This window comes from Pseudoalteromonas maris (assembly GCF_049257235.1).
Lineage (GTDB): Bacteria > Pseudomonadota > Gammaproteobacteria > Enterobacterales > Alteromonadaceae > Pseudoalteromonas.
On record NZ_JBMMUF010000001.1, the window covers coordinates 326,828 to 344,736 of the forward strand.

At 45.4% G+C, this 17,909-nt stretch carries 18 protein-coding genes; 15 read left to right on the top strand and 3 right to left on the bottom strand.

The genetic code is table 11. The features are described from left to right. Positions 1-9: 9 nt before the first annotated feature. The 15 genes from mrdA to cydB all read left to right on the top strand — a co-directional run bounded on the left by mrdA (position 10) and on the right by cydB (position 16,420). Positions 10-1,929 (top strand): penicillin-binding protein 2, encoded by a 1,920-nt coding sequence (gene mrdA / locus AAEU32_RS01585; protein ID WP_421968777.1) that lies wholly within the window; start codon positions 10-12, stop codon positions 1,927-1,929. Beyond that, entirely contained in the window at positions 1,926-3,029 is a 1,104-nt protein-coding gene (rodA, locus tag AAEU32_RS01590) for a rod shape-determining protein RodA (RefSeq protein WP_421968778.1), read from the top strand. Before mrdA ends, rodA begins: the two co-directional genes overlap by 4 nt. Further along, complete coding sequence (locus tag AAEU32_RS01595) at positions 3,029-3,808, top strand: septal ring lytic transglycosylase RlpA family protein (protein WP_421968779.1); 780 nt, start codon at positions 3,029-3,031, stop codon at positions 3,806-3,808. Before rodA ends, AAEU32_RS01595 begins: the two co-directional genes overlap by 1 nt. A gap of 50 nt (positions 3,809-3,858) precedes the next feature. Beyond that, positions 3,859-5,022, top strand: a complete 1,164-nt coding sequence (locus AAEU32_RS01600) for a serine hydrolase (protein ID WP_421968780.1) — start codon at positions 3,859-3,861, stop codon at positions 5,020-5,022. 153 nt (positions 5,023-5,175) lie between these two features. After that, positions 5,176-5,454, top strand: coding sequence for a DUF493 family protein YbeD (ybeD, locus tag AAEU32_RS01605; protein WP_421968781.1), 279 nt, complete (start codon positions 5,176-5,178; stop codon positions 5,452-5,454). Positions 5,455-5,520: 66 nt separating this feature from the next. After that, entirely contained in the window at positions 5,521-6,123 is a 603-nt protein-coding gene (lipB, locus tag AAEU32_RS01610; protein WP_421969042.1) for a lipoyl(octanoyl) transferase LipB, read from the top strand. Further along, positions 6,123-7,091, top strand: coding sequence for a lipoyl synthase (gene lipA, locus AAEU32_RS01615; RefSeq protein ID WP_421968782.1), 969 nt, complete (start codon positions 6,123-6,125; stop codon positions 7,089-7,091). Before lipB ends, lipA begins: the two co-directional genes overlap by 1 nt. Positions 7,092-7,311: 220 nt before the next feature. Continuing rightward, positions 7,312-7,905, top strand: a complete 594-nt coding sequence (locus AAEU32_RS01620; RefSeq protein ID WP_421968783.1) for a hypothetical protein — start codon at positions 7,312-7,314, stop codon at positions 7,903-7,905. A gap of 60 nt (positions 7,906-7,965) precedes the next feature. Further along, positions 7,966-8,943, top strand: coding sequence for a DUF4382 domain-containing protein (locus AAEU32_RS01625; protein ID WP_421968784.1), 978 nt, complete (start codon positions 7,966-7,968; stop codon positions 8,941-8,943). Between the two features lie 153 nt (positions 8,944-9,096). Next, a complete protein-coding gene (locus AAEU32_RS01630; protein WP_421968785.1) occupies positions 9,097-10,278 on the top strand; it encodes a type III PLP-dependent enzyme in 1,182 nt (393 codons plus the stop codon). A 120-nt stretch (positions 10,279-10,398) separates the two neighbouring features. Beyond that, positions 10,399-11,697 carry a DASH family cryptochrome gene (locus AAEU32_RS01635; protein ID WP_421968786.1) on the top strand — a complete coding sequence of 433 codons (1,299 nt, stop codon included), beginning with the start codon at positions 10,399-10,401 and terminating at the stop codon, positions 11,695-11,697. A gap of 8 nt (positions 11,698-11,705) precedes the next feature. Further along, entirely contained in the window at positions 11,706-13,265 is a 1,560-nt protein-coding gene (locus AAEU32_RS01640) for a cryptochrome/photolyase family protein (protein ID WP_421968787.1), read from the top strand. A gap of 137 nt (positions 13,266-13,402) precedes the next feature. Further along, positions 13,403-13,957: a GbsR/MarR family transcriptional regulator gene (locus AAEU32_RS01645; protein WP_421968788.1), complete on the top strand. Its 555-nt coding sequence runs from the start codon at positions 13,403-13,405 to the stop codon at positions 13,955-13,957. Between the two features lie 104 nt (positions 13,958-14,061). After that, positions 14,062-15,429, top strand: coding sequence for a cytochrome ubiquinol oxidase subunit I (locus AAEU32_RS01650; protein WP_421968789.1), 1,368 nt, complete (start codon positions 14,062-14,064; stop codon positions 15,427-15,429). Then, positions 15,422-16,420: a cytochrome d ubiquinol oxidase subunit II gene (gene cydB, locus AAEU32_RS01655; protein WP_421968790.1), complete on the top strand. Its 999-nt coding sequence runs from the start codon at positions 15,422-15,424 to the stop codon at positions 16,418-16,420. The genes AAEU32_RS01650 and cydB overlap by 8 nt, the downstream gene beginning before the upstream one ends. A 100-nt stretch (positions 16,421-16,520) precedes the next feature. On the opposite strand, the gene AAEU32_RS01660 is transcribed toward cydB, so the two are convergent. The 3 genes from AAEU32_RS01660 to AAEU32_RS01670 all read right to left on the bottom strand — a co-directional run bounded on the left by AAEU32_RS01660 (position 16,521) and on the right by AAEU32_RS01670 (position 17,844). Continuing rightward, positions 16,521-16,808, bottom strand: a complete 288-nt coding sequence (locus AAEU32_RS01660; protein WP_421968791.1) for a hypothetical protein — start codon at positions 16,806-16,808, stop codon at positions 16,521-16,523. A gap of 182 nt (positions 16,809-16,990) precedes the next feature. Then, entirely contained in the window at positions 16,991-17,479 is a 489-nt protein-coding gene (locus tag AAEU32_RS01665; protein ID WP_421968792.1) for a LabA-like NYN domain-containing protein, read from the bottom strand. 74 nt (positions 17,480-17,553) lie between these two features. Then, positions 17,554-17,844 carry a hypothetical protein gene (locus AAEU32_RS01670; protein WP_421968793.1) on the bottom strand — a complete coding sequence of 97 codons (291 nt, stop codon included), beginning with the start codon at positions 17,842-17,844 and terminating at the stop codon, positions 17,554-17,556. Positions 17,845-17,909 lie beyond the last annotated feature (65 nt).

Sequence of the window (17,909 nt, forward strand, 5' to 3'; positions counted from 1 at the left end):
TAATAAACAATGCTGCGTAAACGCACTCCCATTCGCGACCATTCTGCCGAAGCCAACTTGTTTGCGCGACGCGCTTTTACTGCATTTATTTTTGTTTTATTGTTGGTCGCGATACTAATATCAAATCTTTATAATTTACAAATAGTTGCTCACGATTCTTACCAAACCCGTTCAAACGAAAACCGTATAAAGGTTATTCCGGTAGCACCAAATCGCGGCCTAATTTACGACCGCAATGGCTATTTATTGGCGGAGAATAAACCCGTTTACAACCTAGAGGTTATTCCCGAAGAAGTCGACAACCTTGATGAAGCGCTCGATAAAGTCAGCCAACTTATCGAAATATCAGCACAGCAGCGCCAAGAGTTTCTTGATGATATTCGCAACAACCGTCGTTTTAAAAGTCAGGTGCTGAAAAGTCGACTAGACGAGAAAGAAGTGGCGTTATTCTCAGTTAACCAACATAAATTTCCAGGCTTTAGTATCGAAGCGCGACTGGCCCGCTATTACCCCTATGGCGACACCCTCACCCACGCACTGGGCTATGTTGCTAAATTAAATAAGAAAGAATTAGCTCAGTTAGAAGCAGAAGACTTGGCTACCAATTACCGTGCAACACGCGATTTCGGTAAGTTGGGATTAGAGAAATTTTACGAACACCTATTGCACGGTGAAGTAGGTTCTCAATCGGTGGAAATTAACAACCGCGGACGCGTATTACGCCGTTTAGAAGAAACACCACCGGTTCCAGGCAAAGATTTACACTTAACATTGGATATCGGCCTACAACAAATCGCACAACTGGCGCTACAAGATATGCGCGGTGCAGTCATCGCCTTGGATGCTAAAACGGGGGGGATTCTTGCCCTATATTCCAATCCAAGCTATGACCCAAACCTGTTTGTGCACGGAATTAGCTCTAAAGACTACAAAGAATTATTAAATCCTGACCGCCCACTCATCAACCGCGCAACGCAAGGTCGCTATGCCCCTGCATCAACGATTAAGCCGCACATGGCCATCTTTGGTCTGGAAGAAGGCTTGGTAAGCGAAAGTACGAAAATGTGGGATCCAGGCTTTTTCCAAATTCCGAATGTGGACCACAAATGGCGTGACTGGAAACGCTGGGGACATGGCCACGTCGATGTGTATAAGGCGATTGAAGAGTCGTGCGATACCTATTTTTATGATATTGCCTACCGTGCTGGCATCACCAAAATCAGTGACTTTATGGCCCAGTTTGGCTTTGGTGATTTGTCTGGAATTGATATTTCAGAAGAAACCAGCGCAATCTTGCCTACTGCCGATTGGAAACGCGGTCGCTTCAGAGAGCCTTGGTATCCCGGAGACAGTATCTCGGTGGGTATAGGCCAGGGTTATTGGACGGTAACGCCCATCCAAATTGCCAACTCGGTTAACATCCTTGTGAACAAGGGTAAGCACAATCCTCCGCATCTTGTTAGCCAACTAGGCCATGACAACGTGCGCGAAGATATCAATAACCAAGAAAAGCCACCCGTTGAACTTAAAAATGAACGCCATTGGCAAATTGCCCTTGATGCGATGCACAATACCGTAGAAAAAGTAACGGGAACGGCACACAAAGCATTCTTAGGTGCTGATTATGACCCAGCAGGTAAAACAGGGACCGCACAGGTAGTCAGCATTGCTCAAGGTGAGCGCTATGATGCTGAAAAACTCAAAGAGCGCCATCGCGATAACGCCATTTACGTTGGTTTTGCGCCATTTAATGACCCTAAAATTGTTGTTACAGTCATCGTCGAAAACAGTGGTGGCGGTAGTACAGTTGCAGCGCCCATTGCTCGCAAAGTAATGGATTACTATTTTATTGCTAATCCGCTCGCAAACACATCAAGCAGCGCTTCGCAAAGCGTGGTGGCACGTGCGAATGAGGAGTCACAACCATGATCCCCGCTACCGCTAAACGCTCAATTTGGCAACGCATGCACATCGATATGCCACTATTTCTGGCTTTGATGGCGATGATGGTTATGAGTCTGTCTATTGTCTACAGTGCCAGTGGTCAAGATTCAGGTATGATGTTGCGCCACGGTACACGTATGGCGGGTGCTTTTATCGCAATGATGGTTTGCGCACAAATTTCTCCCACCACGCTAAAGCGGGTGGTGATCCCAGCCTATATCGTCGGCACATTGATGCTCGTTGCGGTATTATTCGTGGGTGTCAGTTCCAAAGGGGCGCAGCGCTGGCTTGACATAGGCATCCGCTTTCAACCCTCAGAGATTATGAAACTGGCCGTGCCCATGTGCGTTGCTTGGTACATCGGCAGAAACCACCTGCCACCAACCATGACTAACTTGTTTATTGGCTTGGTGATAGTGATGGTGCCTACGCTACTTATCAAAGAGCAACCAGACTTAGGTACCTCTATTTTGATAGCCAGTTCAGGATTATTTGTACTGTTTCTTGCTGGAGTGAGTTGGAAACTTATCGGCAGCCTAGTCGCCATTGCGGGGATCAGCGCGTGGCCATTTTGGCATTACGGCATGCATGCCTATCAAAAACAGCGCGTACTGACGTTTTTAAATCCAGAGAGCGATCCTCTTGGTTCGGGCTATCACATTATTCAATCTAAAATCGCCATTGGTTCTGGCGGTATCGAAGGTAAAGGGTGGCTTCAAGGCACACAGTCACAACTTGAATTTTTACCAGAGCGTCATACCGACTTCATCTTTTCCGTTTTGAGTGAAGAGTTTGGCTTGATTGGTGTACTGTTCTTACTCGGCATGTATCTATTTATCATCGCTCGAGGCTTGTACATTGCGGTGAACGCCCAAGAAGCGTTTGGCAAGTTGCTAGCGGGCGCCCTCACGCTGACCTTCTTTGTTTATGTGTTTGTGAATATAGGCATGGTATCAGGCCTTTTACCTGTAGTAGGCGTTCCCCTTCCCCTTATTAGCTACGGCGGGACTTCTATGGTGACACTGCTTGCAGGCTTTGGCATCATAATGAGCATTGCTACAGAAAAACGGATGTTGAACAAATAATGACTTTTCGCGCGCTCGTCCTACTCTCCATGTGTTTACTTGTGGCTGCCTGTAGTTCAGGACCCAATGGCAATTCTGGACGCTATTCTATGACCCACGATGCAGCGCCAATGCGACAACCCACAGCCATTGAATTGCAAGATGCGGTTATCACCGACGAGCCCAAAAGTGCAGCAGCGAATCGTCCCTATGAAGTCAACGGCAAACACTACGTACCAGTGTTCGATGAGACGGGTTTTACTGAGCAAGGCATTGCCTCTTGGTATGGTCGAAAGTTTCATGGCTACCAAACGTCTAATGGCGAAACCTACGACATGTTTGCCATGACCGCCGCACACAAAACCTTGCCCCTACCTAGCTTTGTGCGGGTAACTAACTTAGATAATGGCAAAAGCGTCATCGTTAGGGTCAACGACCGTGGACCGTTTCACCAAGACAGAATTATCGACTTATCTTACTCAGCAGCATACAAACTCGGCTACCATCTCAAGGGTACAGCAAGGGTTAAGTTAGAAGCGCTTACGCTTGCTGGCTCAAAGCCTCGTACTAAATACATTCAAGTGGCGGCTGGCTCCAAGCTTGCAAACATTCAAGCACTGGCAATGCAGCTTGAGCAAGATTTTAATGTCCCAACGCATATTAAAACGCAAAATGATGGAATTTTTCGCCTGCGTTTGGGTCCAATAGCCGACGAGCATCAGGCTAAATCGTTACTAGAGCAGTTAAAAAGTCGGCAGTTCGCCCAAGCTTTCTTGCTTTATGACGACCAAGCCCTTTAAGATATCGGCATAACCGCATTTTTACTCATAAACAAATTTATAAAAGTATAATGAAATCCATGAAACATACTCTCCTAAAAGGCCTTAGTGGTTTGCTTTGTGCAAGCGCCGTTTTTGCCGCTAACGCCCAGATCATCCCTGCGCCACCTGAAGTAAACGCTAAAGGCTACTTCCTTGTTGATTTCACAACAGGCAAAGTCATCGCTGAAGGCGAAGCTGACACTAAGCTTGCCCCAGCTAGCTTGACCAAGATGATGACCAGTTATGTTATCGGAACTGAAATTGAAGCAGGGAATATTGCACCTACAGACATGGTCACTATCAGTGAAAATGCATGGGCGAAAAACTTCCCTGAATCTTCAAAAATGTTTATTGAAGTGGGTAAGCAAGTGAGCGTTGAAGACCTCAATCGCGGCATTATTATCCAATCAGGTAATGACGCCTGTGTTGCTATGGCAGAGCATATTGCAGGTAGTGAGTCAGCATTTGCTGATTTGATGAATGCCCACGCTGAAAAGCTAGGTATGAGCAACACACACTTCATTAACAGCCATGGCCTAGACACTGACGCGCATTATACGACACCTCGTGATATGGCCACTTTAGGTGCTGCGCTTATCCGTGATGTGCCAGAAGAATACGCGCTATACAAAGAAAAGGAATTTACCTTCAACGGTATCAAGCAGTTTAACCGCAACAGCTTACTGTGGGATCAAGGCTTGGATGTCGATGGCATCAAAACAGGCCACACTAGCGAAGCCGGTTATAGCTTAGTGTCTTCAGCAACCAAGGGCGACATGCGCCTAATCGCTGTGGTAATGGGTACTGAGTCTGAGCGCGCACGTAAGGTTGAAAGCAAAAAGCTACTAAACTACGGTTTTCGCTTCTTTGAAACGGTCACGCCATATCAAGCAGGTGACAAATTTGCTGATCAACGCATTTGGATGGGCGATAAAGAAACCGTAGCATTAGGTATTTTGCAAGATACCCCTATCACTATTCCACGCGGCCAACAGAAAAATCTAGAAGCAAACTTTGAACTAGACACAACCCTAGAAGCACCGCTAGAAAAAGGCTCTAAAGTTGGTACGTTATACTTACGCCTAGAAGGCGAAGACATTGCAAGCTACCCGCTAGTGACGCTAGAGAGCGTGCAAGAAGGCGGCTTCTTCAGCAAGATTTACGACTATTTACGTTTACAAATCATCGAGTAAATAACGCTATCGTGTTGCTTGAATAGCATTAAAATGACGCTCCTACTCAGGGGCGTTTTTTTTGCGTTAAAAAATGATAGAATGCGCACCATTATAGGCTAATCATCTGATTAGTTGTTCTGCGTCCTGTGCTGTAAAAGAGGGTCACATATTATGGTCAAGCCGGTAAAAAACACCAAGTTTGATGAGTTTCTAGAGTTTCCTTGTCCATTCACTTTTAAGGTGATGGGTCTTGCTAATGTGCAACTAACTGAGCAAGTACTAACAATGATGCAAACACATGCTCCGGGCGATTATGCACCAAAAACCAAGCCAAGCAGCAAAGGCAATTATGAATCGGTTACCTTGGTAGCAACTGTCACTTCAAAAGAGCACATCGAAATTATCTACACTGAGCTGGGCAATCTTGATGACGTCCGCTATGTGCTTTAATAGCACGTTAAGGACACACTACCTGTGAGTAATCTAATTGTTCGCCAACTCGCAAGCCAAGAGTACATGCCTATTTGGCATGCGATGCAAGAGTTCACCGATCAGCGCGACGACAACACCGCTGATGAGATTTGGCTTGTAGAGCATGAACCTGTATTTACCCAAGGCCAAGCAGGTAAAGAAGAACACCTGCTGATGCCGGGCGATATTCCCGTTGTTAAAGTAGACCGTGGTGGCCAAGTGACCTATCACGGTCCCGGCCAGCAAATGCTGTATGTGCTTTTCAACCTGCGCCGCTTAAACATTGGCGTGCGTGAGCTTGTTACATGGCTAGAGCAAAGCATTATTGATTGTCTAAAAGAGTACGACATCGAGGCCTATGCCAAAAAAGATGCTCCGGGTGTGTATGTAAATGAGGCAAAAATAGCCTCTTTAGGACTTCGCGTTCGCCGTGGTTGTTCGTTCCACGGCCTGGCACTGAATGTTGATATGGACTTGAGCCCATTTTTACGTATTAACCCTTGTGGTTATGCGGGCATGCAAATGGTGCAATGTAAAGACCTAGGCGGACCACAAAGTGTTGAAGCTGCGGGTCAAGGGCTAGTTCAGCAATTAATTAAACGACTCAACCCCGAAAATGTTGAGTACCAAAAAGGTTTGGCAAAGTAATGACAAAATCTTCTGTACGTATGGAGCCTGGCGTTAAGCTTCGTGATGCCGAGAAAATGGCATTAATCCCGGTGAAGGTATTACCAACCGAAAAAGACGAGATGCTACGAAAGCCACAGTGGCTGAAAATCCGCTTGCCAAAATCAAGTGAGCGTATTGATGGCATCAAACAAGCGATGCGTAAGCATGGTCTGCACTCAGTGTGTGAAGAAGCCAGCTGCCCTAACCTATCGGAATGCTTTAACCACGGCACAGCAACGTTCATGATCCTCGGTGCAATCTGTACGCGCCGCTGTCCATTTTGTGACGTAGCCCATGGTCGTCCACTTAAGCCTGACCCACAAGAGCCTGAGAAACTGGCACTTACAATCAAAGACATGAAACTTAATTACGTAGTGATCACCTCTGTTGACCGTGATGACTTACGTGATGGTGGTGCACAACACTTTGCTGATTGTATCCGCGAAATTCGCAAACATAACCCAGGGATCACGATTGAGATCTTAGTGCCTGACTTCCGTGGCCGCATGGACAGAGCATTGGCAATCTTGAGTGAAACACCTCCAGATGTATTCAACCACAATCTTGAAACGGCGCCGCGCTTGTACAAGCTCGCTCGTCCAGGTGCTGATTATAAATGGTCGCTTGAACTTCTACGTCGCTTTAAAGAAGCACACCCAGAAGTGCGCACTAAGTCTGGATTGATGGTAGGCCTTGGTGAAGAAATGAGCGAAATCGAAGAAGTGTTACGTGACCTACGTGAGCACAATGTTGATATGCTAACTGTTGGCCAATACCTACAACCATCAAAGCATCACCTACCAGTAAAACGTTATGTGCCACCTGAAGAGTTTGATGCACTAAAAGAATATGCGGATGAAATCGGATTTAGCCACGCAGCCTGTGGCCCATTCGTACGTTCAAGTTACCATGCTGATCAACAAGCAGCAGGTAAAGAGGTTAAGTAACCCCTAACTTACCTTCTAGCCACGCTCAGAACTGATGAGCGTGGCGCAATTTATCACTCACTTATTGCCACTTAACGCCGCTTCCTCTAGACTAGCACCTAAATTAGGCACTTGTTTGTACCTGTTTAATCTTTAAACATCTTTGAATGTCTGCTACATTGCGCCGGCATTGAAAACAATAACAACTACAAGATGTAATACGCAGTACCCGAGGTAAGAGATGGAGTTTACAGAGCAGGAGCTTGCTTTTTTTAAGCAACTTTTTAGTGAGCAACCGTTAGGTAATGACAACATTCCTGGCGCTGGCTTATCTTTGCGCTCGCAACTCCCTGATTATGTCGCCCCTCTTTTTGATGAACCAGTACTGTGTATGCTCGCCGAGGTCGGTCATTTCGAGTTATGGTTTCCGCTCACATTAAGCCTTGCACAAAATGGCGATATCCAACCAAAGCTAGGTGCTCCTGAAATATTCGAAGCCCAAGGACTGCATCGCAGCTGGCGCTTCGACAACCCGCAAAACATCAATGTTGAAACTGCAAATGGGCATACTCTGCCTGTGCATTCGTTATCATCAACGGGGGCGGTACTCGATGCCGCGAAATACAATAATCCACCCCAAAGTGCTATGGCAAAGCTACATTTACCTGAGTATGATCCTCTACCTTTAGAGCTAAAAAAGATGCGCCAGCAGGAAAACTTTGTTGCTGTTACTTTCGTATCCAATAATAACAAAGCACAACTGCGACAATTTCTTTTCGAGCAACATAAGTTGCATTATCGGCACATCTACCAGTCGTTAACGACAGCGTGTTAAATCAACGTTCAGGCTCATTTGCTACACTTGAAAAAACTATATTCCAAAGGAACGTAAACCATGAAAAAATTACTATTAGTCAGTGCAATCTCTGCGGCTTTCCTCGCTGGCTGTGGCTCAAGCGACGACAAAGAAGTACAAACCGCGCAATTTTCTCTTGGTATTTCTGACGCCCCTGTCGCCAATGTGAAAGAAGTATGGGTTGCTTTTGATAGCATCATCTTAAACGGTGGCGGTGAAAACCCAACGTTCGAAACACGCAGTTCAGATGACCCATCAGCGCCAGTTATGGTGAACCTACTAGAGTATACAGGCAGTGACCTTTTCTCTCTTGTTAATAATGAAGTAGTTGTCCCAGGTAACTATTCATGGCTTCGTGCAAACATTGTAAATGGCGATGTTGCGAACCTAGCCCAAACTTCTCACCTTGTTTACAACGACGACACAGTGGTTCCTCTTATCGTCAAACGTAAAGGTAACGATGGTATCGGTGAAATCCAACTAAATGACTTTACCCTCGCTGTTGGCCAAAACGATTTTGTACTTGAGTTCGACCTTAAGAAGTCACTTGTAGACCCTCAAAACGGTGAAGAAGTGGTGCTTAAGCCAACCGGTGTTCGCCTCGAAAATTTGGCGGAAGTTGAAAACATCGTAGGTACAGTATCTGAAAACTTATTCATGAACTGTGAAACAGATAATGCAGCAATCGCACCAACAGAAGGCGACTTTGGTCACGCTGTATACCTGTATTCAGTCGCTGAAGGTATGAAGGATCTTTACGTAGAAGCTGATGGCGTAACAGTGCCTGCAGACGCACCAATTGCAACTGCAAACGTAGCGTACAATGAACAGAGCCAAAGTTATGAGTTTGAAATCGGCTTCGTAGCAACGGGTGAATACACTCTAGGTTATACCTGTGCAGCACACATTGATGACGCAGAAGTGATGGACGAAGCGTTCACGCTTTATAGCAGCCAAGCTGTTACAGTAACTGCAGGTCAAGATGCAACCGTAACCTTTGATGTTACAGCAGAATAAGCGCAAAAATTTAATTTAATTTTTTTAAAATTTTGCTTGCGTGGCGCAATAATATGGCTATTATTGCGCCACTTTTATTAGATAGCCAATCCTAGTACAGCATTCCTTGCCAAGGCGAAAGAGTAACTATCCAAATTAACTTTTGGAGTTATGATGTCGGTTTCTACTTTGGTCCAGCCTTTTGCTACCAACAACGAACACTTTTCTTTATGTGCAGCGCTTGCTAAGCAGCACGGTACACCTTTATTGGTATTAGACGTAGACAAAGTGCGCGCTAATTACATGCAACTTACACAAGCTCTGCCCAATGTTGCGTTGCATTATGCCCTAAAGCCGTTACCTCATATCGATGTTGTTCAAGCGCTTAACGAATTAGGTGGCTGTTTCGACTTAGCAACAAACGGTGAAGTAGACCTTGTAGCACAAGCAGGTGTTGATGCATCGGCTGTAATTCACACGCATCCGATTAAACGCATCAGTGACATTGAGCATGCGCTACATTATGGCTGTACAACGTTTGTGTTCGACAGTGAGAACGAGCTCAATAAATTTGTGCCATATAGCGACTCAGTCGAATTGCTACTGCGCTTAAGCTTTCCAAACAAAGATGCGGCGGCTGATTTATCGAAGAAATTTGGTGTTGCACCAAGCGCTGCGTTACCTCTTTTAAAGCGCGCAAAAGAACTCGGTATTCGCGTGCGTGGCTTGTCGTTCCATGTTGGTTCACAAACAATGGATGCAGGCAAATACGTGTATGCGATTGAGCAATGTAAAGCCGTATTTGAAGCTGCGCTCGACGCTGGCATTGGTGCTATGAACACCCTCGATATCGGTGGTGGATTCCCTGTAAGCTACACAGGCCAAGATATTGATATTTATGACTATTGCGCACCAATTAGAGCTGCATTGGCAGCGTGGCCAGAAACCGTGCATTTTATTGCTGAACCAGGGCGCTTTATTGTTGCTAACGCCATGACTCATGTCATGAGTGTTATGGGTCAAAGCCAGCGTGGTGATGCGACATGGTACTACATGGACGATGGTGTATATGGTGCATTCAGTGGTCGCGTTTATGGTGAACCAGAGCAGCGTTTCTTTACGCAATATAGCACTGAATTTGCAGCAGGCGAGCCAAGTGTGCTGGCCGGTCCAACATGCGACAGCATCGATGTGATTGGTGAGCGCGTATTGCTCCCTGCGCTGCAAGATGGTGATTTGGTATTCACACAAAACATGGGCGCATATACATGGACCACCAGCACAGATTTTAACTTCTTTGCTAAGGCTGAACTTATCAGCTTAAACAACACCCTAATGGTAGCCCAAGTCGGCTAACTCAGTTTGGCGGTGAGATAGACTCACCGCCTATCTTTGCTCGCGATTAACATCGCACAGGTCGATCTAAACCTCTCACTCATGCGTATGACATATCTGAACGAACAGGATGTGATGCATATGAAAACGGGTCTTTACTTATTTACTAACGACTTACGCCTTGGCGACAACCCCTTGCTCAGACAATTGAGTAAGCAGTGCGATCGCATAATCTTTGCCTATGCACCGCTGCATTTTTTGCGCCCGGTACATCACAGTGCCTACCCACGCCAAAATAGCTCACAAGCACTCAGGGCGTTTAAGCAGCAAACATTATTAGCACTGTCTGATGAACTCACTCATTACGGCCATGTACTTTATGATATCAATTGTTTTGCGCAACTTACGCAAATCATACAGAGCCATAAGGTGACTGATATTGGTGTTGCTTTTCAGCACGGCTGGCATGAAAGCTTTGCCGTCGAAAAGTTAACTCGTCGCCTTCAAGGGATAACCATACATCAAGCATACAATCACACCTTGTTTCACAAAGAGCAGTTACCATTTGCCCTCGAAGACATCCCTCTTACTTTTAGCCAGTTTAGGAAAAAAATCGAAGGCCAAGTGCCGGTTGACCCTAGTCTTGGCAAGCCTTTGTCATTACCCGACTCTGTAAATTGTGACCTTAATCATGCTGTGAGCTTGGAGCACTTTTACTTGCAGTTGCAGCCTTGGTTCAGTCAATCGGCATCTGAAGCGCTCACACGCTATTTTGCCACCACGGCACCAAGCACCTACAAACAAACACGAAACGCCCTTTGGGGGGATAACTTCTCCACAGGCTTATCGCCATGGCTTGCAAACGGCTCATTAAGTGCTCGGCAAGTATACAGTGCGCTGATTGCGTATGAAGGCGAACATGGCGCCAATGACTCCACCTATTGGATTTATTTTGAATTACTGTGGCGTGAGTATTTCCAATGGTTGGCGCTTTATCAAAAAGAATCTCTGTTTAGCTTTAAAGGTATGGCTAAGCAGTCACCCAATAACACCTTTTACGCTGAGCGCTTTCAAGCATGGTGTAACGGCAACACCGAATACCCCTTAGTCAACGCGCTAATGAATCAACTCAAACAAACTGGCTGGATGTCAAATCGTGGCAGACAAATCGTCGCCAGCTGTTTTATCAATGAGTTGGGCTTAGATTGGCGCTATGGCGCGGCGTATTTCGAACATCAACTTATCGACTATGATGTCGCAAGCAACTATGGTAACTGGCAGTACATCGCTGGAGTCGGTGCCGACCCGCGTGGAGGCAGGCATTTCAATATTGAAAAACAAACACAGATGTTTGACCCAGATGGTGAATTCACCAACCACTACCATGGCAAAAAAGTGCAGATCCCTGAACGCGATTGTGTTGGTTGGCCACAGAGTTAAAAAACGCTATGACAAAAAACAACCATTATCGCGAGATACGCCTTGTACTAGGCGATCAGCTCAACGCTAACCACACGTGGTTTAAAAGCAAACACGATGATGTGCTGTACGTGATTGCAGAACTTCATCAAGAGATGCACTACTGTACACATCATATCCAAAAAGTTATCGCCTTCTTTGCAGCTATGGAACGTTTTGCCCACGCGCTACAACATTGTGGCCATCATGTGCTTCACCTGACACTGGATGACACCCGCGACTTCGCAACACTGCCAGATTTATTAGCCAATTTGCTATCAAAGTACCAAGCAACGCAGTTGAGTTATCAGCTGCCCGACGAGTACCGTCTACGCCAACAAATGAGCGACTTGGCGATAGCAGGAGTTGATGTTCGAGGATATGACAGCGAGCATTTCATGCTCGGATTTGAGGAGTTAACACAGTATTTCAAAGCAGATACACATCACACCATGGAGCAGTTTTATCGCAAAATGCGCAAGCGTTTTAATGTGCTAATGCAAGACGGTAAGCCCCTTGGGGAGCAATGGAATTTCGATAAAGATAACCGCAATAAGCTCAAAGCACAGGACATTAACAACATTCCTGAACCACTGTGTTTTGACAATGATATCAAAGAGATATTAGCGCGCATACACAGGCACAATATCAAAACAATCGGCACTGTTGGTAGTCATTTACTTTGGCCTGTCAACCGCCAACAAGCGCTGCAATTACTCGATTATTTTTGTGCGCATTTACTGCCCTTGTTTGGCACATTTCAAGATGCCATGACCTGCCAAAGTGACCATAAGTGGTCTTTGTATCATAGCCGCCTCTCGTTCGCGCTCAATGCCAAGATCCTACACCCGTTGCAAGTTATCCAAGCTGCCGTCGATGCCTATCACGACAATGATAAACACATCACACTGGCTCAGGTTGAAGGGTTTGTAAGACAAATACTGGGCTGGCGTGAGTATGTTCGAGGTATTTACTGGCTCAACATGCCTGCGTACGCGAACAAAAATAACCTTGAAGCAAAGCGTTCGCTGCCTGATTTTTTCTGGAGCGGTGATACCAAAATGAAGTGCCTGCAACAGGCCATCTCACAAAGTCTTGAATATGGTTATGCACACCACATTCAACGTTTGATGATCACAGGTAATTTTTGCTTATTACTAGGCGTAAATCCGGATGAAGTGGATGCATGGTATCTAGGTATCTATGTGGATGCCATCGAGTGGGTGGAAATGCCCAACACGCGCGGCATGAGTCAATTTGCCGACGGCGGTATCATAGCCACCAAACCCTATTGTGCCGGTGGTAACTATGTCAACAAAATGAGTGACTATTGCAAAAGCTGTCACTACAAAGTCAGCGAGAAAACATCTGCTTCAGCGTGTCCACTCAATAGCCTTTACTGGCACTTCATGGATAGACACCGAGCGCGGTTTGGCAATAACCATCGCATAGGTATGATTTATCGTAACTGGGATAAACAAAGCGAGGAAGCTAGAAATGCTGTGCTCGGTAGAGCACAGTGGTGTATCGGGAATATCGAGCAACTATAACAACACGCGGTAAATATCGTACTGAGTACGTTTACATAAAACCAAAAAACTGCTCAAAGACCACACAAAAATGATTGATCTATGTCAAAGATGCGCATACTATATTTCAAAGTTTCAGAAATTATTGAAAGTTTAGAATGCTGCTAACACCGAAGATTGAAAGTTTTGTAATGCACTGTGGCGAAATGGGCAGCCGCTGGGGTTTTAACCGCACCATTGGCCAGATCATGGGCCTCTTATTGATGAGTGAAGAGCCGTTAAGCGCGATAGCGCTGTCGGAATCACTCAATATCTCGCGCGGTAACGTCAGCATGGCCATTAAAGAATTACAATCATGGCGATTAGTGTCGGTGATCCATAAGCCGGGTGACCGAAAGGATTACTACGCCCCAGCCGGTGATATTTGGTTGTTAGCAAATAGAGTCTTTGAAGAGCGCAGAAAAAGAGAGATGGACCCAACCCTATCTCTTTTGCGCGCTTCAATTATTGACGAGCCAGCCAATACCGAAGAAGCCTATGCACAAAACAAAATGGCAGAGCTTCATGACTTGCTTGAAACCATCACGCAATGGGCAAGCGAGCTACAAAGTATGAGCCCAGAAAAGCTCACCACCTTAATGAAGCTAGGCTCTGGTGTCGTTAAAGTGCTCGACTTTAAAGATAAGGTTTTAAAAGGCGGTAATAGTGAATAACTTTACCGCCTTTTTTATGTGCATCTTCTCGATGCATTAGTCGTCGTGCTACTAGGCCAACACACTCAAGGCACTATTAGTAAAGTCATTATTGGGGGTTGTTTATGTTGGATACATTAATGCTTTCACGCATTCAGTTTGCCGCCAACATTAGTTTTCATATCTTGTTTCCCACCATCACCATTGCGCTGTGTTGGTTTTTAGTCTTTTTTAAAGTTCGGTTCGATATAACGGGCAACCCAGTGTGGATGCGCGCCTATCGCTTCTGGGTAAAAATATTTGCGTTAACCTTTGCACTTGGGGTGGTCAGTGGCATTACCATGTCTTTTCAGTTTGGTACCAATTGGCCCGGCTTTATGGAAAAGGTGGGCAATATCGCAGGACCCCTTCTTGGTTATGAGGTACTGACAGCCTTTTTCTTAGAAGCCACATTTTTAGGGATCATGCTTTTTGGCATCAAGCGCGTGCCACCGAAAATGCACACCCTCGCCTGTGTTATTGTCGCACTGGGTACCACGTTATCAGCATTTTGGATATTGAGCCTAAATTCGTGGATGCAAACACCTGCTGGCTTTGAATTACGAGATGGTATTGCCTACCCCACAGATTGGCTCGCTATTATTTTTAACCCGAGCTTCCCTTACCGGCTGATGCATATGCTGTTGGCGTCAGGGCTCACTGCAAGCTTCTTTATCATTGGCATAAGCTGTTATCGCGTTATAAAAGGCGATGATAAACAAGCGCCTAAACTCACGTTGAAAGTCGCCCTCGTTGTGGCAGCAGTACTATCACCTATGCAAGCCTTCGTGGGGGACTTGCACGGCTTAAATACCTTACAACATCAACCTCAGAAAGTCGCGGCTATGGAGGGGGTATGGCAAAGCGAAAAAGGCGCACCGCTATTACTATTTGCCATCCCTGATGAGCAAACGCGCGCTAACCATTTTGAAATTGGCATCCCGAAAATGGCCAGTTTTATCTTAACGCATGACACCAATGGAGAAATTAAAGGGCTAGACGAATTTAAAGGCGAGCATCCACCGGTAAAACCTGTGTTCTTTAGCTTTCGTATTATGGTTGGCCTCGGCCTATTAATGATTGTTATGTCGTGGGTGGCACTGTATCAACTTAAAAAGCGCGGCCACTTGCCTAATTGGTTAATGCGCGCCTTCGTTGCCCTAACCTTTTGTGGCTGGATTGCCACTCTCGCTGGCTGGTATGTGACCGAAGTTGGCAGACAGCCCTACTTAGTCAGCGGTGTTTTAAAAGTATCTGACGCGGCAACGCAAATCGCGCCTGCGAATGTTGGTTTTAGCCTCGCCCTGTATTTAACCGTGTATGCGATTTTATTGGTGGCTTACCTGCACACCGTATTTTTAATGGCCCGTAGAGCTGTTGAAATTGAAGAATTTGATTTAAGCGAACAAGGTGTGAAACGCACACCGACAAACACAGAGAGTGCATATGTTTGATCAATCCACACTGGCAATTATTTTTGTGTCGCTCATGGGGCTGGCAACCCTTATGTATGCAATATTAGATGGTTATGACTTGGGGGTGGGCATACTGCTACCCCTAGATGACGAACACTCAGCGGACACCATGATTGCCTCTATTGGCCCATTTTGGGATGCCAATGAAACCTGGTTAGTCCTCGCTATTGGCTTGCTGCTTATCGCCTTTCCAACAGCTCACAGCATCGTCCTTCAGGCACTCTACATTCCCTGCACCATTATGCTCATTGGCTTGATTATGCGTGGTGTTGCCTTTGATTTCAGAGCCAAAGCCATCGTCAGCCATAAGAAGATTTGGGACACTGTTTTCAAGGCAGGTTCGCTCATAGCCTCTTTGTCACAAGGGTATATGTTAGGCCTGTATGTAATGGGTTTTTCGCCATCATTTGAAGCACATGCTTTTGCATTATTAAGTGCCGTGGGTGTAACAGCCGCCTATACCTTTATCGGCAGCGCATGGCTGGTTATGAAAACACAAGGCGATCTCCAGCAAAAGGCCATTACCATTTGTAAAGCAACCGTGGTTATCACATTCGTGGGGATTTTATTGGTATCACTGGTGAACGTATTTATTTCACCTGAAATTTACCATAAGTGGTTTACCCTACCTTACGCATTATTGCTTGTGCCCATTCCGCTTATTTGTGCGGGCTTCTTCTTATTGTGTTGGGCAGTGTTGCAGCGGTTAATCACGCATCCACACATAGGAGCCAGCTTGCCTTTCATTTATGCACTACTGATTTTTTCACTGTCATTTTTTGGCTTAGCATTTAGTTTTTTCCCAGATATTGTTCCGGGCCAATTAACCATATGGCAAGCCGTAGCCGCGCCAGAGTCGTTGAACTTTCTGTTGTGGGGTGCGCTTATCGTGGTGCCAACCATTTTAGCCTACACCGCGTTTTCCTACCGCGTATTCTGGGGCAAAGTCGATGAGCTGCGTTATTACTAAGAAAGTGAATATGTAGCCTACGGGCTACATATTATGTAATGGGATTATCTTGTTCTGAGTCAGCCTGTAATTGAATAGCGCTTAGCATTTGCTACAGTATTTACTTTATACATTGATTATTCGAGTGATTGAAGCGACCGCCAGAATCTAGGCATTTATCAATTTGAATAAATTCATAAATATGAAAACCCATCAATACGACACAGAGCCAAAATACAAAGCCAACCAAGAAAACAAAAAATCCATCTGGTTCGACATTTGCTTTGAATGGTTTGCAAATAAAATAACCTGTTCCTTTGCAGAGAAACTCGACTAACACCTCATTCATTGTTCTGAATAAAAACCGACCAACCACCTCAAGTAAATCACCAATTGCATCTAGCGCCATATTCGGTTTGCTTCCATGTGCATAAGTTACCTCTATTTGTTCATAAAACACCTAATAATGTAAGACATGCAGCAATTACCGCACTGCAAATCACATTAGGTACTTTTGAAATTAACTCGATCATATTTTCCATGCACAGCATCCTTGTGAAGCCTGACAGAGTATTAGTAAAAATTTATAAGCTAACCCAGCAGCAGTGTGCTATCAATGGCTCGAAAGTGCGTTGCCGCATTAATCAAAGAGGCGGCTGTGAGTTTCTCGCAGCTATATACTTCCACGCGCTTGCCTTTTTCGTCACGTAACTTTTTTGCGAGTAAATCAAAATCACCATCACCTGAGAGTAATATGGTGACGTCAGTGTCGCAGCCATATTCAATGGCATCGAGGGTGATCCCCACATCCCAATCACCTTTAGCTGAGCCGTCGGCGCGTTGAATAAAGGGTTTGAGCTTCACTTCAAAGCCAATAGCGCGCAAAATATTTTGAAACTCACCTTGTTTGGTATCTCCACGGTCAATGGCATAGACAAACGCATGGCGTATCAGGTATTGGCTGCTCACCTCACGCCAAAATGCGTTGTAATCAAAGTTACGCCTATGGGTTTCTCGGCAGGTGTAATAAATGTTTTGTACGTCAACAAAAATAGCGGCGGTGGGTTTTGGTGTGCTCATTTGTGATCCTCAGTACATCACCTTTTCAGTTGTTTTAATATCTAAGGTGCGACTTTTAGTGTTGTTCGATGGCGCTATTGTGATTGATATATAAATTGCCTTGGTTCTTTTATATCGACGCCCAGCGCTTTTATTTTATTTTTTACCAGCCTTTCAAGCGCCGCTCTGTCATTACTTTGTATAAACGTAGCAAGGTCATCAGGGTGCTCAAATACCACTGTGAGTGTGAAGGTTTTGTGCGGGCTTTTCCAGTCAATACGATGTGTTAACCAACTAAAACCAGCAATTGATTTACAGTGGCTCTCGCAAACCTGTGTGAGTAATTCGCGTAACTGTTTATCGCGTTTTTTATCTGTTTTTGTCACCATAACACCTTGTGTGAAAACAAAAAGCCGCCCAAAAAGGGCGGCATATCAAGGGAGAATGGGTG

Bases quoted from the DNA above. Each gene is read 5' to 3' on its own strand.
- AAEU32_RS01625 (WP_421968784.1), top strand. From the start codon at position 7,966: ATGAAAAAATTACTATTAGTCAGTGCAATCTCTGCGGCTTTCCTCGCT.
- lipB (WP_421969042.1), top strand. From the start codon at position 5,521: ATGCCTATTTGGCATGCGATGCAAGAGTTCACCGATCAGCGCGACGAC.
- rodA (WP_421968778.1), top strand. From the start codon at position 1,926: ATGATCCCCGCTACCGCTAAACGCTCAATTTGGCAACGCATGCACATC.
- AAEU32_RS01600 (WP_421968780.1), top strand. From the start codon at position 3,859: ATGAAATCCATGAAACATACTCTCCTAAAAGGCCTTAGTGGTTTGCTT.
- AAEU32_RS01645 (WP_421968788.1), top strand. From the start codon at position 13,403: ATGCTGCTAACACCGAAGATTGAAAGTTTTGTAATGCACTGTGGCGAA.
- cydB (WP_421968790.1), top strand. From the start codon at position 15,422: ATGTTTGATCAATCCACACTGGCAATTATTTTTGTGTCGCTCATGGGG.
- AAEU32_RS01620 (WP_421968783.1), top strand. From the start codon at position 7,312: ATGGAGTTTACAGAGCAGGAGCTTGCTTTTTTTAAGCAACTTTTTAGT.
- ybeD (WP_421968781.1), top strand. From the start codon at position 5,176: ATGGTCAAGCCGGTAAAAAACACCAAGTTTGATGAGTTTCTAGAGTTT.
- lipA (WP_421968782.1), top strand. From the start codon at position 6,123: ATGACAAAATCTTCTGTACGTATGGAGCCTGGCGTTAAGCTTCGTGAT.
- AAEU32_RS01630 (WP_421968785.1), top strand. From the start codon at position 9,097: ATGTCGGTTTCTACTTTGGTCCAGCCTTTTGCTACCAACAACGAACAC.
- AAEU32_RS01650 (WP_421968789.1), top strand. From the start codon at position 14,062: ATGTTGGATACATTAATGCTTTCACGCATTCAGTTTGCCGCCAACATT.
- mrdA (WP_421968777.1), top strand. From the start codon at position 10: ATGCTGCGTAAACGCACTCCCATTCGCGACCATTCTGCCGAAGCCAAC.
- AAEU32_RS01635 (WP_421968786.1), top strand. From the start codon at position 10,399: ATGAAAACGGGTCTTTACTTATTTACTAACGACTTACGCCTTGGCGAC.
- AAEU32_RS01660 (WP_421968791.1), bottom strand. From the start codon at position 16,808: ATGGCGCTAGATGCAATTGGTGATTTACTTGAGGTGGTTGGTCGGTTT.
- AAEU32_RS01665 (WP_421968792.1), bottom strand. From the start codon at position 17,479: ATGAGCACACCAAAACCCACCGCCGCTATTTTTGTTGACGTACAAAAC.
- AAEU32_RS01640 (WP_421968787.1), top strand. From the start codon at position 11,706: ATGACAAAAAACAACCATTATCGCGAGATACGCCTTGTACTAGGCGAT.
- AAEU32_RS01595 (WP_421968779.1), top strand. From the start codon at position 3,029: ATGACTTTTCGCGCGCTCGTCCTACTCTCCATGTGTTTACTTGTGGCT.